The sequence below is a fragment of the Streptomyces sp. NRRL WC-3605 genome, from assembly GCF_001509795.1.
GTDB classification, from domain to species: domain Bacteria; phylum Actinomycetota; class Actinomycetes; order Streptomycetales; family Streptomycetaceae; genus Streptomyces; species Streptomyces viridochromogenes.
On sequence record NZ_LLZN01000073.1, the window covers coordinates 23532 to 38149 of the forward strand.

The 14618-nt window shown below is 74.3% G+C and carries 10 protein-coding genes; 8 read left to right on the plus strand and 2 right to left on the minus strand.

Annotation, left to right across the window (positions count from 1 at the left end; translation table 11 throughout):
* Positions 1 to 22: 22 nt before the first annotated feature.
* Positions 23 to 592: an NADAR family protein gene (locus ADL34_RS24625; protein ID WP_062666779.1), complete on the plus strand. Its 570-nt coding sequence runs from the start codon at positions 23 to 25 to the stop codon at positions 590 to 592.
* A gap of 27 nt (positions 593 to 619) precedes the next feature.
* On the opposite strand, the gene ADL34_RS36810 is transcribed toward ADL34_RS24625, so the two are convergent.
* Positions 620 to 1378 carry a DUF4190 domain-containing protein gene (locus ADL34_RS36810; protein WP_234375102.1) on the minus strand — a complete coding sequence of 253 codons (759 nt, stop codon included), beginning with the start codon at positions 1376 to 1378 and terminating at the stop codon, positions 620 to 622.
* A 156-nt stretch (positions 1379 to 1534) separates the two neighbouring features.
* Here ADL34_RS36810 and ADL34_RS24635 point away from each other — a divergent pair, with 156 nt between their 5' ends.
* The 3 genes from ADL34_RS24635 (at position 1535) to ADL34_RS24645 (ending at position 4660) form a co-directional block, all read left to right on the plus strand.
* A complete protein-coding gene (locus ADL34_RS24635) occupies positions 1535 to 2596 on the plus strand; it encodes an adenosine deaminase (protein ID WP_062666777.1) in 1062 nt (353 codons plus the stop codon).
* Between the two features lie 17 nt (positions 2597 to 2613).
* The gene (locus tag ADL34_RS24640) at positions 2614 to 3336 is read left to right on the plus strand and encodes a glycerophosphodiester phosphodiesterase (RefSeq protein WP_062666776.1); all 723 of its coding nucleotides are present in this window, start codon (positions 2614 to 2616) and stop codon (positions 3334 to 3336) included.
* Positions 3337 to 3499: 163 nt separating this feature from the next.
* Positions 3500 to 4660, plus strand: a complete 1161-nt coding sequence (locus tag ADL34_RS24645) for a serine hydrolase domain-containing protein (protein ID WP_062666774.1) — start codon at positions 3500 to 3502, stop codon at positions 4658 to 4660.
* On the opposite strand, the gene ADL34_RS24650 is transcribed toward ADL34_RS24645, so the two are convergent.
* Positions 4650 to 5186: a hypothetical protein gene (locus ADL34_RS24650; protein WP_062666772.1), complete on the minus strand. Its 537-nt coding sequence runs from the start codon at positions 5184 to 5186 to the stop codon at positions 4650 to 4652. The genes ADL34_RS24645 and ADL34_RS24650 overlap by 11 nt on opposite strands.
* A 131-nt stretch (positions 5187 to 5317) precedes the next feature.
* Here ADL34_RS24650 and ADL34_RS24655 point away from each other — a divergent pair, with 131 nt between their 5' ends.
* The 4 genes from ADL34_RS24655 to ADL34_RS24670 all read left to right on the plus strand — a co-directional run bounded on the left by ADL34_RS24655 (position 5318) and on the right by ADL34_RS24670 (position 14482).
* Positions 5318 to 6682: a diacylglycerol/lipid kinase family protein gene (locus ADL34_RS24655; protein WP_062666770.1), complete on the plus strand. Its 1365-nt coding sequence runs from the start codon at positions 5318 to 5320 to the stop codon at positions 6680 to 6682.
* A gap of 257 nt (positions 6683 to 6939) precedes the next feature.
* The gene (locus tag ADL34_RS24660; protein ID WP_062666768.1) at positions 6940 to 7377 is read left to right on the plus strand and encodes a hypothetical protein; all 438 of its coding nucleotides are present in this window, start codon (positions 6940 to 6942) and stop codon (positions 7375 to 7377) included.
* A gap of 88 nt (positions 7378 to 7465) precedes the next feature.
* Positions 7466 to 9499 (plus strand): flotillin family protein, encoded by a 2034-nt coding sequence (locus ADL34_RS24665; protein WP_062666766.1) that lies wholly within the window; start codon positions 7466 to 7468, stop codon positions 9497 to 9499.
* 96 nt (positions 9500 to 9595) lie between these two features.
* On the plus strand, positions 9596 to 14482 hold the full coding sequence (locus tag ADL34_RS24670) for a DNA repair ATPase (RefSeq protein ID WP_062666823.1): 4887 nt from the start codon (positions 9596 to 9598) through the stop codon (positions 14480 to 14482).
* The last annotated feature ends 136 nt before the right edge of the window (positions 14483 to 14618 follow it).

Sequence of the window (14618 nt, forward strand, 5' to 3'; positions counted from 1 at the left end):
GGTGCGTGCCAGACTCGGGCACATGGCGAAGATCGATTCTTGGGATGTCCTGAAACAGGAGGTCCGCTCGGGGGCGAGGGTCAAGTATCTCCACTTCTGGGGACACCGGCCGCTACCGGACGGACGTGTCGGAGCGAGCTGTCTCAGCCAGTGGTGGCCGTCGCCGTTCACGGTGGACGGCGTGCGCTACGCGACGGCCGAGCACTGGATGATGGCCGGCAAGGCCCGGCTCTTCGGGGACGCGGAGGCGGAGCGGCGGGCGCTGGCCGCGGAGCACCCCGGCGAGGCGAAGAAGGCCGGGCGGCTGGTGCGCGGGTTCGACGACGCGGTGTGGGCGCGCGAGCGCTTCCGCATCGTCGTGGAGGGCTCCGTCCACAAGTTCGCCGCCCACCCCGACCTGCGCGGCTTCCTGCTCGGCACCGGCGACCGGGTCCTGGTGGAGGCCAGCCCGCTGGACCGGGTGTGGGGCATAGGCCTGGCTGCGACCGACCAGGGCGCCGCCGATCCGGAGCGCTGGAAGGGGCCGAACCTGCTGGGATTCGCCCTGATGGAGGCACGGGAGCGGCTGCGGGGCTCCGCGGGAGCCCCGTAGGGCGGTCTGCCGCGCGGCGCCGGGCGGCTACAGGTTCACGAAGACCACGAGCACCAGCATGCCCACGCCGAGGACGATGCCGGCGACACCGCAGATGATCCCGGCGAGCGCCTGCCCGGGGTTCGTGGCCTCGCCGCGCCGCGCCTTGCCGCGCCCGATCGCGCCGAAGATCAGCGCCAGCACACCCAGGATGATGGCGATCGGCCACAGGCAGAAGATCACCGCGGAGATGATGCCGAGCACGAGTCCGGCCGTCCCCATGCCGTTGCTGGGCAGGGGGTGGTGCATCCCCGGCCAGCCGTAGGAGTAGCCGCCGGGCGCGTGGGTGCCCGGATGACCGGGGGCGCCCGGATAGCCGGGGGTGCCCGGATAGCCGTACGGCACCTGGCCGGGCCCCTCGGGGCCGATGGGCGGCGGCGGGACGGGCTCGCCGTACGAGCCGTAGGGGCCGGTGTCCGCCGGGGGCGCGAAGGGGTCGGCCGCGGGGCCGGGCGCCGCCGGATGCGCCCAGGGCGCCGCGCCGGGCTGCACAGGGCCGCCCGGGGTGGGCAGCGCGGCCATCGTCCGCTGGTCGTGCGCGGTGGGACCGGCCCAGGTGGCCGGCGGGTCGTTCGCGGCGACGGTGTTCCCGGGCCCGTCCGGCGCGGGCGGCGCCCACGGGTCCCGCTCGCCCGTGGCGGGCACGGCGGGCTCTGTCTTCTCCAGCGAGGTCCTCGGGGCCGTGGCCCCGCCCTCGGGCGTCCCGGGGCCTTGCGGCGTCTCCGGCGGCTGCGTGTCGTCGGACATGCGCGGACCCCCCTCAGTCGTACGTGCCGTCATGCTAAGGCCCGGGCCTGCGGGTCGCGGCCCCGGCCTACGATGATCCCGAGTCACCGATCAGCCGATCACCCGCGTCGCGCCGCCGGCACCCCGGCCGCGCGGACGCCGTTCCGGGGAGGAACCTTGACCGACCATCTCGTCGACGCCCACGCTCCGCGCGATCTGCACGCGTTCATCGCCGGGCTGCCGAAGGCCGAACTGCACGTCCACCACGTCGGCTCCGCCTCTCCCCGCATCGTCGCGGAACTCGCCGCCCGCCACCCCGACTCACGGGTGCCCACCGACCCCGAGGCGCTGGCCGACTACTTCACGTTCACCGACTTCGCCCACTTCATCGACGTGTACCTGTCCGTCGTGGACCTCATCCGCACCCCCGAGGACGTGCGGCTGCTGACCTACGAGGTGGCCCGTGACCTGGCCCGGCAGCAGGTCCGCTACGCCGAGCTGACGATCACGCCGTTCTCGTCCACCCGGCGCGGCATCGACGCACGGGCCTTCATGGAGGCGATCGAGGACGCCCGCAAGGAGGCCGAGGCCGAGTTCGGGACCGTGCTGCGCTGGTGCTTCGACATCCCCGGCGAGGCCGGACTGGAGTCGGCGGAGGAGACCGCGCGGCTCGCGACCGACGACCGGCTGCGCCCCGAGGGCCTGGTCTCCTTCGGGCTCGGCGGCCCGGAGATCGGTGTGCCGAGGCCGCAGTTCAAGCCGTACTTCGACCGGGCGATCGCGGCCGGGCTGCACTCCGTGCCGCACGCCGGGGAGACCACCGGCCCGCAGACGATCTGGGACGCGCTCACCGAGCTGCGCGCCGAGCGCATCGGGCACGGAACGAGTGCCGCGCAGGACCCGAAGCTGCTCGCGCATCTCGCCGAGCACCGGATCCCGCTGGAGGTGTGCCCGACGTCCAACATCGCCACGCGCGCGGTGCGCACGATCGAGGAGCACCCGCTGGCGCGGTTCGTGGAGGCCGGGGTGCTCGTGACGGTCAACTCCGACGACCCGCCGATGTTCGGCACCGACCTCGACAACGAGTACGCGGTCGCCGCGCGTCTCCTCGGCCTCGACGAGCGGGGCCTGGCCGACCTCGCGAAGAACGCGGTGAGCGCGTCGTTCCTGGACGAGGCGGGCAAGGCCCGGATCGCCGCGGAGATCGACACCTACACGGCCGGGTGGCTCGCGCCCTGAGCGGCCACAATGGCCCCATGGACCATGTGACCGCCGTCGCCCACCGCGGCGAGCCCTTCCGCGTCCGCGAGAACACGCTCGGCTCGCTGCGCTCCGCGCTCGCCCAAGGCGCGGACGCGGTGGAGATCGACGTACGGCTCACCCGGGACGGGGTGCCGGTGCTGCTGCACGACGCGACGCTGGAACGGCTCTGGGGGCAGGACCGGCCGCTGCTCGCCCTGTCGGCGGCGGAGGTGCGGGGGCTGACCGAGGGCGGGGTGCCCACCCTGGAGGAGGCGCTCGCCGAGTGCGAGGGGAGCCGGGTGATGATCGACCTGCCCGGCGCCCCCGAGCCGTGGGCTGTGCGGCGGATCGTGGAGACCGTGCGCGCGTGCGGAGCGCAGGATGGGGTGTACTACTGCGCGGGCGCCCCGGCCATGCTCGCGGTGCGGGCCGCCGATCCGGCCGCCGAGATCGCGCTGACCTGGGCGACGAAGGCGCCGCCGCGCGCCGGGCTGCTGGAGGCGGTCCGGCCGCGCTGGCTCAACTACCGCTTCACCCTGGTGGATCACGCGCTCGCCGAGCGGGTCCACCGTGGCGGGTGTCTGCTGTCCGCCTGGACCCCGGACACCCGGCGTTCGATGCGCCGTCTGCTGGACGCCGGTGTGGACTCGGTGACGACGAACCGCGTGGACGTCCTGCTGTCCGAACGGGAGCGCGCCGGACGGTCCGGGCACGTTCGCGGACGCCGGCGCCCGTAGGGGCCATCCCTCATCAACGCCCTTGTCGCGCAGGGGATCTGCTGGGGGGCCGGTCAGGGTCCCCGCCCTCCTCGGTGACGATCCGGCTCCGGCCGGTCCGGCACGACGATGATCACGCACCGTCCGCCGGACCCCCGGTCCACTCGTCGCCCAGGAGCAGCAGATGCCCGTACGCCCGTTCCCCGCGCTCGTCACCTCCGCGCTCGCCCTCGCCCTGACCGCGCTGCCGCTGGCCGGCACCGCGTCCGCCCGGCCCGCCTCCTCGTCGTGCTCCGCGCGGGCGATCGAGGCCGCCGAGGCGGACGGTCCCGACGTCGCGGCCCTGTGCGCGGCGCTGAAGGGGCTGCCCGACCGGGACGCCACGGCCGCGCTGATCCGCGTGGGCGGGCACGGCAGCTGGCACGGGGAGGCGGGCGTGCGGGACATCAGGTCGGGGGCGCCCGCCCTGGAGGACGCCCGGTTCCGGGCCGGCTCCACGACGAAGATCGTGACCTCGGCGATCGTGCTGCAACTGGCGGCGGAGGGACGGATCTCGCTCGACGGAACCGTGCAGCGGTATCTGCCCGGTCTGCTGACGGACGACTTCGCGCCCATCACCGTGCGGCAGTTGCTGAACTTCACCAGCGGTCTCCAGCCGGGCGCCTCCCTCGGCGACGACGTCGACACCGCCTACGAGCGCCGGTTCGAGACGCTGACCCCGCAGGAGGTGGTGGCCGCGTCGGTGGCCAAGGGGCCCGATCCGGAGCACGCGCCGGGTGAGTTCCAGCAGTACGGCAACATCCACTACACCGTGCTGGGCCTGCTGATCGAGAAGGTCACCGGTGACACGTACGCCCATCAGGCTGCCGTGCGGATCTTCCGTCCGCTCGGCATGCGGCACACGTCCTTCCCGGCCGGGCCCGACCCGCGGATCCGCGGTCCGCACAACCGCGGCTACGACTGGATCGACGGGCGGCTCGTCGACGTGACCGAGTGGAACATGAGCGACCGGTTCGCGGCCGGCGATCTGATCTCCACGACGGCCGACATGGAGCGGCTGCTGGTCGCGCTGTTCCGCGGCCGGGTGGTGCCCGAGCCGCAGCTGGAGGAGATGTTCACCGTTCCGGACGCCGAGGGGGCCACCATGGGCGCCGGTCTGGAGCGCTTCGAGCTGAACGGCCGGGTGATCTGGGGCAAGACGGGTTCGCGGCCCGGCTACCACACCGTCGTCGCCGCCACCCGCGACCTGTCGCGGACCGTCGTGTACTCGGTGGCCTCCACGGACGCGAAGGGCGACGGCCTGGCCATCGCCCAGCGCTTCGCCTTCCCCGCGTTCAACCGCTGACGGCTGCGGCGGGGGCTCCGGGCACCGGCGCCCCCGCCAGCACCTCCAGCCGCTTGATCCTGCGACGCACGACGTACAGCGGGATCACCCCGACGACACCGAACGCCATGTCGATCACCGACCACCACAGCGGGATGCCGCGGATCGGGCCGCAGATCAGGGCGAGCGGGATGATGCCGGCGCAGGCGATCATGCCGAACTCGACGACCCAGATGTTGCGGACCGGGTCGCGGTAGGGGCCGTAGAAGGCGACGGCGATGACGAGGTGGGCGAAGGCCAGCCAGTCCGTGCCGTAGAGGAGGAAGGGGTGCTCGGCGTCGGCGGTGTCCAGTCCCTGCCGGACGCGTTCGATCCACTCCATCAGGCCGGGCAGGCTCTCGTGGACGGACAGGGCCCTCAGCAGGTCCTCCGTCCAGCGCAGTTCGTGGACGAGGGGGAAGGCCGTGGCGCCGCTGAGCACCAGGCAGACGACGAAGAGGACCAACCACACGCGGATGCCCCTGAGCAGGGCGGCTCTGTCGCTCATGGCCGTAGCCTACGCCCGAGTTGAACATGTTCAAAAGCGGGTCCCCCCGGTCCGGTGGGGTTCGGCGGGCCCAGCGCGAGCATCCGTAGACAGACCGGTCCTACGATGTCCACGGGGCGAACGGAGGAACGATGGCCCTCGACGTGAGCGGGCGCGCCTTTGTGAAGCAGCGGTGGGCGGCGCGCGCCGCCCTGGTCGCCGCCGGGCTCGCCCTGCTCGTGCCCCTGGTGCACGGCGGCTTCGTCGGTGTCCTGCTCCTGGTCGCCGCGGCGGTCGGCCTGGCCGTCAGCGCGGTCGCGCTGTGGTGGACGCTGACCCTGCGCGGCCCCCTGCGCTGGGTCGCGGCCCTCGTGGCGCTGATCGTCCCGGCCGCGCTCGTCGCCCTGTTCGCGGTCACCCTCCTGTGGTCGCTGCTGGTGTCGGTGGCGCTGTGGGCGGTGGCCGTGTGGAGCGGGCGGTACGCGCTGGGGACCACGACGCCCTCGCGGGTGCGGCCGATGCGCGAGCGCAGGGCGCTGCCCGTACGGCGGCCCTTCCTGATCATGAACCCCCTCTCGGGCGACGGGAAGGTGGGCCGCTTCGGGCTGAAGGAGAAGGCCGAGCGGCTCGGCGCGCAGGTCGTCCTCCTCGACCCCGAGCGGTACCAGGACGTCACCGCGCTGGCCCGCGAGGCCGTCGCGAACGGGGCCGACCTGCTCGGGGTGGCGGGCGGCGACGGCACACAGGCAATGGTCGCGGCGGTCGCCGCCGAGCACGGCCTGCCGTTCCTGGTGATCAGCGCCGGCACCCGCAACCACTTCGCGATGGACCTGGGCCTGGACCGGGACGACCCCTCCACCTGTCTCGACGCGCTCACCGACGGCGTGGAGCTGCGCGTCGACCTCGGCTTCGCGGGCGACCGGCCCTTCGTCAACAACGCGTCCTTCGGGGCGTACGCGGCCATCGTGCAGAACCCCGGCTACCGGGAGGCCAAGATCGGCACGAGTCTGGAGCTGCTGCCCGACCTGCTCCTCGGCGAGGAGGGCCCACGCCTGACCGCCCGCGCCGGGGACACCACGCTCGAGGCCCCGCAGGCCGTGCTGATCAGCAACAACGTCTACCGCACCGACGACCCCTTCGGCCTCGGCTACCGCGACCGCCTCGACGGCGGGACGCTCGGCGTCCTCGGCATCCGGGTGGACAGCGCCGCCCAGGCCGCCGCGCTGCTCCTGACGCCGGGCCCGCACGGCCTCACCTTCGTCACCGCCCGGGAGGTGCTGGTGGACGCCGACCGCCCCGAGATCGAGGCCGGTGTCGACGGGGAGGCGCTGATGCTGCCCGCCCCGGTCCGCTGCCGTGTCCAGCCCGGCGCCCTGCGGGTGCGCGTGCCGCGCCGGCGCCCCGGTGTCCCCCGCCGCAAGGCCCGCCTGGACTGGCGCCGGCTGGGCAGGCTGGCGGCGACGGTGGGCCGCGCCGCCGTCCATCACCGGCACCATCACCGGCGCCCCGCCGGGTGACCTCGGCGGAACGTTTCCTTCCAGCGTGCCGGTGACTCCCCCGGGACGGCGTCCGGCACCCAGGAGCGGGTGAACATTGCCGGAAACCGGCAATGCGCGAGCGGGGTGGCCTCCGGCAGCATGGTCCGCGGGGAGCACCACGGACGGTCGCGGTGCCGGACACTGGCAGGTGTCCCGGCACCGGACCGCTGCCGTGCCGTGCCCGCCGGACGACATGCGCCGCCCTGCGCGGCGCCGAGGGGAGAGGGGGCCCCGAGATGCGCACGGTTCTGACAGCCGCCACGGGTCTGCCCACCCTCGTCCTGAGCGCCGCCCTCGTCGTGGCCGTCTGCTTCTGGCTCCTGGCCGCCGCCGGTCTCGCCGGTGTCCGCAGCTTCGACGCCGACGTGGACCTGCGCGGGTGGGGGCTGGACGGCGTGCCCGTGACGGTCGCGCTGTCGCTCTGGACGTTCCTCGCCTGGTCCCTGAGCGTCGGTGCGGCCGTGCCGGTCGCCGCGCTCACCCCTGACGGGAGCGCCGCCGGCCCGCTGCTGCGGCTGGTCGTGCCGGTCGCCGCCCTCGTCGTGGCCCGGTCCGCGACCCGTCCACTCGTCCGGCGGCTGCACCGCCTCTTCCCCGACGAACCCGGCCCGGCCGCGCGGCGCGCGGCGCGCACGGGCACCCCCACGCTCCGCACGCGGGACCGCGCCGTCTGAGCCGCGCCGCCGCCGGGACCGCCCCGGCGGCTCACCACGCGCCCACACCTGTCTCTCCCCGCACACCTACGCCCGAAGGACGTATGTCATGGTTCCCATGATCGTCGGCACCGGCGCGCTCGTCGTCGCCTGCCTGCTGGTGGTACTGGCCGTCGCCCGGTTGTTCCGCAAGGTCGAGCAGGGCAAGGCCCTGATCGTCTCCAAGATGCGCAAGGTCGACGTGACCTTCACCGGGCAGGTCGTGCTGCCCGTGCTGCACAAGGCCGAGGTCATGGACATCTCGGTGAAGACCATCGAGATCACCCGGGCCGGCAAGGAAGGACTGATCTGCCGCGACAACATCCGCGCGGACATCCGGATCACGTTCTTCGTCAAGGTCAACAAGACGGTCGAGGACGTCATCAAGGTCGCCCAGGCCGTCGGTACGGCCCGCGCGAGCGACCGCGACACGCTCCAGGAGCTGTTCCACGCCAAGTTCTCCGAGGCGCTGAAGACCGTCGGCAAGCAGCTGGACTTCACCGACCTCTACACCAAGCGCGAGGAACTGCGGTACCGGATCATCGAGGTCATCGGCGTCGACCTGAACGGCTACCACCTGGAGGACGCGGCGATCGACTTCCTGGAGCAGACGCCGCTCACCCAGCTCGACCCCGCCAACGTCCTCGACGCCCAGGGCATCCGCAAGATCACCGAGCTGACGGCCGTCGAGCACGTGCGCACCAACGAGGCCCAGCGCACCGAGCAGAAGGAGATCACGCGGCAGAACGTCGACGCCCGCGAGGCCATCCTGGAGCTGGAGCGCCGGCAGGCCGACGCCGAGATCAAGCAGCGCCGGGAGATCGAGACCGTGCGCGCCCGCGAGGAGGCCGAGACGGCGCGGGTGGTGGAGGAGGAGCGGCTGCGGGCCCAGACCGCCTTCCTCAAGACCGAGGAACAGCTCGGGGTGCAGCGGGAGAACCAGGCCCGCGAGGTCGCCGTCGCCGCGAAGAACCGCGAGCGGGTCCTCGCCGTCGAGAGCGAGCGCATCGAGAAGGACCGCCTGCTGGAGGTCATCGCCCGTGAGCGGGAGACGCAGCTGAACCGGATCGCCGCCGACAAGGAGGTCGAGGCGGAGAAGCGGCAGATCGCCGAGGTGGTCCGCGAGCGGGTCGCCGTCGACCGGACGGTCGCCGAGCAGGAGGAGGCCATCAAGCGGCTGCGGGCCGTCGAGGAGGCGGAGCGCGACCGGCAGGCCGTGATCATCGCCGCCGAGGCCGAGGCGCAGGAGCGGCTGGTCAAGGACATCAAGGCCGCCGAGGCCGCCGAGCAGGCCGCCGTGCACCGCGCGGCCGAGGAGCTGACGCTGGCCGAGGCCCGGTTGAAGAGCGCCGACCTGGACGCGCGGGCCAAGCTCCGGCTCACCGAGGCGGTCCAGGCCGAGGCCGCCGCCGAGGGGCTGGCCGCGGTGCAGGTCCGCGACAAGGAGGCCGACGTCATCGAGAAGGCGGGCCGCGCGGAGGCCGGGGCCACCGAGGCCCGGATGCGGGCGGAGGCCGAGGGAGCGCGGGCGAAGGCGCTCGCCGAGGCGGAGGGCGTGGGCGAGAAGCTCAAGGCCGAGGCCGCCGGGCTCACCGAGAAGGCGGCGGCGATGGCGGCGCTGGACGACGCGTCCCGGGGCCACGAGGAGTACCGGCTGCGCCTCGAGGCGGAGAAGGACATCCGGCTGGCCGGGCTGGAGGTGCAGCGGCAGGTCGCCGAGGCCCAGGCCACGGTGCTCGCCACCGGCCTGGAGAACGCCGACATCGACATCGTCGGCGGGGAGTCGGTCTTCTTCGACCGTCTGGTCTCCTCCATCGCGCTCGGCAAGGGCGTGGACGGGTTCGTCCAGCACTCCGAGACGGCGCGGGCGCTCGGCCGGCCCTGGCTGGACGGCACGCGCGACCTCGGCGACGACCTCACCCACGTGCTCGGTTCCGTCTCCACGGCGGACGTGCAGAACCTGACCGTGTCCGCACTGCTGATGAAGCTCATGAAGGCGGACACCGCGAACACCGGTCAGCTCCGGCAACTGCTGGACAGGGCGGGCGAACTGGGTCTCGCGGAGACCCCCCTCGCCTCTCTCAACGGCAGCGCCGAGGGCTGACCGGCACCCGGTCCGGAGCCGCCGCGCAGGGGACGGCGGCTCCGGACCGCGACCTCGCCGTCCGCCGTGACCTCCCCGATGTACGAGAGGGACCTCATGACCACCGGGACGACGAGCCTGGACACCGGCACCTACGAGGTGCTGCGGGACCGGCTCACCGCGCAGGCCGCCGAGCTCGCCGGGCGCGCCGAGGCGCTCAACGCCCGCCGGGCCGAGGAGTTCGGCTCGGTCCGCCTCGAACTCGCCGGCACCGAACGGCTGCACACCGGGCACGCGTGCGTGCCGCGCGACCTCGTGGCCGTCGGGGACGTCCTGCTCTTCGGCCACGGCCTCCCGGCGGGCGCGGGCACCGAGCCCGCCGTCGGCGACGTCTTCGCGCTGCACGACCGCGACCTGAACCGGCTGCCCGAGGACGCCGTGCCCGGCCTCCTCGACGACCCCGCCTTCGTCCGGGAGTTCGGGGCGCTGCACCGCTACTACCGGCAGGCCCGGCTGCTGCGGCTGCGGCAGGCGGAGGGCCGCCTGCTGGCCGTCTTCCAGACCGGGGAGAAGGCGGACGACATCCGGGTGCTGCGCTGGGCGGTGTCCGGCACCGGCGAGGTGTCCTTCCTCGACGCGCGCGGCGACCGCGACCATGTGCTTCCGCCGGCCCACGACTTCGCCTGGACCCCGGCCACCCGTGAGGACCACCGGCTCGGCCGGCACCCGCACGTGGCCGTCGAGGACGAGCTGTTCGTGGCGACCGTCGGCGGCACCCTCACCGTCAAGACCGAGGACGACACGGAGACCGGCGAGGGCGTGTACGCCGAGCCCGTCGACGAGCCGCTGCAGTCCCTCGCGGACGCCGAGATCGCACACGCCCGGGTCGGCGCCCTCGTCCTGCTGCGCGTGCGCCCCTACAACGAGGACGCCCACCGGTACCTCGTGTTCAACACGCTGACCAGGGCCGTCGTCCGCCTCGACGGGATCGGGCAGGCGTGCCGCCGGCTCCCCGAGGACCAGGGCGTCGTCTTCCCGGGCGGGTACTGCCTGGCGAGCGGCGCGTACAAGATCTTCGAGGGGGTCGCCGGCGCGGAGGACGGGGCGGCCCTGGAGTTCGAGCGGACGGTCCGCTCCCCGAACGGGGAGGACGTCCTGTTCACGTTCCACGCGCGGGAGACGGGCCGCGGCCTGCTGCTGCCGTACAACGTGATCCGCAAGGAGGTGTCGACGCCGCTGTCGTGCGGCGGCTGGGCCCTGTTCGGCGACGGCGGGCTGGTCCTGCTGCGCGCCGAGGGCGCCGAGCCGGGACGCGTCCACCCCGTCCAGCTGTGGGACTCCCCCTACGCCTCCGACGTGCACGCCGCCGCGCAGCCGGTCGGCGCCGGCCCGCTGGCCCGGGTCGGCAACGCCGATCTGGTGCGCGGCGTCTCCGACTGCCTGTCGATCGCCGGGGCCGTCGCCGAGACCACCCCGACCGTCGAGGTGTACGAGGCGCTGACGGCGGCCTGCGTCCGGGCGGCCGACGCCCACCACTGGCTGGACGAGGCCGAACTCGGCGGTCTGGGCGAGCCGTTGGGGCAGCTGCGGGCGACCGCCGAGCAGGTGCTCACCGAGTTCCGTACCGTGCGGGCGCTGACCCGGCAGTCCGCCGAGGCGCTCACCGAGGCCGCCGAGCGCGTCGCGGCGGTCGTACGGCGGCTGCGCGGCGAGGCACCCCGGGGCGCCGACGCGTGGGTGTCGGGGCTCGCCGAACTGCGCCGGGCCCAGGGGCATCTGCTCACCCTGAAGGACCTGCGGTACGCCGACGCGGACCGGATCGACGAACTGGCCGCGGACGTGGCGTCCGACCTCGCCGCGTTCGGCCGGCGCGCGGTCGCCGACCTGGCCCGCGAGGACGCGTTCGCCGCCCATCACGAGCGGGTGGAGGGGCTCCTCACGGACGCCTCGGGCATCGCGACCGTCGCCGAGGCCGGGCCGGTCGCCGCCCGGATCGACGAACTCGCCGAGGGCCTGGACACGGTGACGGAGGTCGTCGCCGGTCTCGACATCGCCGACGCCACGGTCCGTACGGCCGTCCTGGGGCGGATCGCCGAGGTCGCCGGCGGTGTCAACCGCGCGCGTGCCGTCCTGGACGGGCGCCGCCGCGACCTCCTCGCCCAGGAGGGGCGCGCCGAGTTCGCCGCCGAGTTCGCGCTGCTCGGGCAGGCGGTCACGGGCGCGCTCGCCGCCGGGACGCCCGAGGCGTGCGAGGAGCACCTGGCCCGCCTGCTGGTGCAGGTGGAGAACCTGGAGTCGCGGTTCGCCGAGTTCGACGACTTCCTCGGCGCGCTCGCCGACCGGCGCGACGAGATCCACGAGGCGTTCACGGCTCGCAAGCAGGCCCTCGCCGACGAGCGTGCCCGCCGCGCCGAGCGGCTGGCCGCCTCGGCGGAGAGGGTGCTGCGGACCGTCGCCCGGCGGGCCGCCGCACTGCCCGACGCGGACGCCGTCGCCGCCTTCTTCGCCTCCGACCCGATGCCGGGCAAGGTCCGGCGCATCGCCGGTGAGCTGCGCGACCTGGGTGACCGAGTGCGGGCGGAGGAGCTGGACGGGCGGCTGAAGGCGGCGCGCCAGGAGGCCGGCCGCGCGCTGCGGGACCGTACCGACCTGTACGCCGACGGCGGCCGGACCCTGCGGCTGGGCGCCCACCGCTTCGCCGTCCACACCCAGCCGCTCGACCTCACCCTGGTCCCCGACGGCGACGGCCTCGCCTTCGCCGTCACGGGCACCGACCACCGCACCCCGGTGACCGACGCCGAACTCATGGCGGCCCGCGCGTACTGGGACCGGCCGCTGCCCTCGGAGTCGCCGGACGTCTACCGCGCCGAGCATCTGGCCGCGCGGCTGCTGGACACGCACGGCGCCGCGGCCCTGGCCGGGGCCGACCTGCCCGGCCTCGTGAACCGGGCCGCACGGGAGGCGTACGACGAGGGGTACGAACCCGGCGTCCACGACCACGACACGGTGCTCGTCCTCACCGCGCTTCTGGGCCTGTACGAGAGCGCGGGCCCGCTGCGCCACGAGCCGTCCGCCCGGGCGCGGGCCCAGCTGTTCTGGGCGCACGGCACGACGGACGGGGCCCGCGCCGACTGGGCCCGGCGCGCGGTGTCGCTGGCCCGAGCCCGTGACACCTTCGGCCTCGCCCCGGCCATCGCCGACCTGCGCCGCGAGCTGGCGGAGGCGATCGGCGGCGACGGCGCGCAGTCCGCCGCGGACTACCTCTTCGACGAGCTGACCGGCGGCCCGGACGGGTTCGTCCTCAGCACGGGCGCCCGCACCCTGCTGGAGAAGTTCCGCCGCACGGTCGGCACGTCCGCCTACGACGACGACCTCGCGGCGCTCACCGGACCGGCCGCGCGCCGCCAGCTGGTCGAGGCGTGGCTGTCCGCGTACACCGCCTCCACCGGCACCGAGGTCACCGACGGGGACCTGGCGGAGGCCGTGGCCGCCGAGCTGTGCCCGGACCTCCCCCGCTACGAGGGGGACGCGCCGCTGACCGCCACGGTGGAGGGCCTGCTCGGTGCCCACCCCCGGATCACCGGGGGCCGGCTCACGCTGCGCGTGGACGAATTCCTCGCCCGCACCCGGGAGTTCGCCGCGCACGAGGTCCCGGCCCACCGCGCCCATCTGCGCCGCCGTACCGCCGTGACCGCGGCAGAACGGGCCCGGCTGCGGCTGGACGAGCACCGGCCGCGGGTGATGCCGGCGTTCGTGCGCAACCGGCTCATCGACGAGGTGTACCTGCCGCTCGTCGGCGACAGCCTCGCCCGGCAGGTCGGCACCACGGGCGCGGCCGAGCGGACCGACACCGGCGGTCTGCTGCTGCTCCTGTCGCCGCCCGGCTACGGCAAGACGACCCTCGTCGAGTACGTCGCGGACCGTCTGGGACTGATGCTGGTCAAGGTCGGCGGGCCCGCGCTCGGCCGGGACGTAACGTCGCTGGACCCGGCCGAGGCCCCGAACGCGACCGCCCGCCAGGAGGTCGAGAAGATCAACTTCGCGCTGGCGGCGGGCAACAACACCCTGCTGTACCTGGACGACATCCAGCACACCTCGCCGGAGCTGCTGCAGAAGTTCATCCCGCTGTGCGACGCCACCCGCCGGATCGACGGCGTCCACGACGGCGAGCCGCGCACCTACGACCTGCGCGGCAAGCGGTTCGCGGTCTGCATGGCCGGCAACCCGTACACCGAGTCCGGGGGACGTTTCCACGTCCCCGACATGCTCGCCAACCGCGCCGACGTGTGGAACCTCGGCGACGTCCTCACCGGCAAGGAGCAGGTCTTCGCGCTGAGCTTCCTCGAGAACGCGCTCACCGCCAACACCGTCCTGGCCCCGCTCGCCGGCCGCGACCGGGCCGACGTGGACCTGCTCGTCCGGCTGGCCGAGGGCGACCCGACGGCGCGTCCGGACCGGCTGGCCCACCCGTACGCGCCCGCCGAGCTGGAGCGGATCCTCGCCGTGCTGCGGCATCTGCTGACGGTGCGCACGACCGTGCTCGCGGTGAACGACGCGTACATCGCGTCCGCCGCGCAGTCCGACACCACCCGTACGGAACCGCCGTTCCGGCTCCAGGGCTCGTACCGGAACATGAACAAGATGGCCCAGCGCGTCCAGCCGGTCATGAACGACGCGGAGCTCGCCGCGCTGATCGACGACCACTACCGCGCGGAGGCGCAGACGCTGACCTCCGACGCCGAGGCGAACCTGCTGAAGCTGGCGGAGCTGCGCGGCACGCTCAGCGCCGCGCGGGCCGCCCGCTGGGCGGAGGTGAAGGCGGCGTACGTGCGCACCCAGGCCCTGGGCGGCCCCGAGGACGACCAGCTCACCCGGGCGGTGGCGGCCCTCGGTCTGCTCGCCGACCGGATCGCCGCCGTCGAGTCGGCCATCACCCGCGCCGCCGACCCCCTGCACCTGATGGCCCGCCCGGCGGCCGAGACCGGGACCGCCCCACAGACCTGACGCCAGGTCGTACCCCCGGGGGCGCGGGGAACCGCGCGGCCGGCCAGGGCTGTGCGGCAGCGGACCGCACACCGCAACCGTGCGGGTGTGCCCCGTGCTGTCACGGACGCCTGCCCCGGCGGGACGCGACGCGGCC

Excerpts from the sequence above, each read along its gene's own strand:
- ADL34_RS24625 (WP_062666779.1), top strand. The coding sequence starts at position 23 with ATGGCGAAGATCGATTCTTGGGATGTCCTGAAACAGGAGGTCCGCTCG.
- ADL34_RS36810 (WP_234375102.1), bottom strand. The coding sequence starts at position 1,378 with ATGTCCGACGACACGCAGCCGCCGGAGACGCCGCAAGGCCCCGGGACG.
- ADL34_RS24640 (WP_062666776.1), top strand. The coding sequence starts at position 2,614 with ATGGACCATGTGACCGCCGTCGCCCACCGCGGCGAGCCCTTCCGCGTC.
- ADL34_RS24645 (WP_062666774.1), top strand. The coding sequence starts at position 3,500 with ATGCCCGTACGCCCGTTCCCCGCGCTCGTCACCTCCGCGCTCGCCCTC.
- ADL34_RS24650 (WP_062666772.1), bottom strand. The coding sequence starts at position 5,186 with ATGAGCGACAGAGCCGCCCTGCTCAGGGGCATCCGCGTGTGGTTGGTC.
- ADL34_RS24655 (WP_062666770.1), top strand. The coding sequence starts at position 5,318 with ATGGCCCTCGACGTGAGCGGGCGCGCCTTTGTGAAGCAGCGGTGGGCG.
- ADL34_RS24660 (WP_062666768.1), top strand. The coding sequence starts at position 6,940 with ATGCGCACGGTTCTGACAGCCGCCACGGGTCTGCCCACCCTCGTCCTG.
- ADL34_RS24665 (WP_062666766.1), top strand. The coding sequence starts at position 7,466 with ATGGTTCCCATGATCGTCGGCACCGGCGCGCTCGTCGTCGCCTGCCTG.
- ADL34_RS24670 (WP_062666823.1), top strand. The coding sequence starts at position 9,596 with ATGACCACCGGGACGACGAGCCTGGACACCGGCACCTACGAGGTGCTG.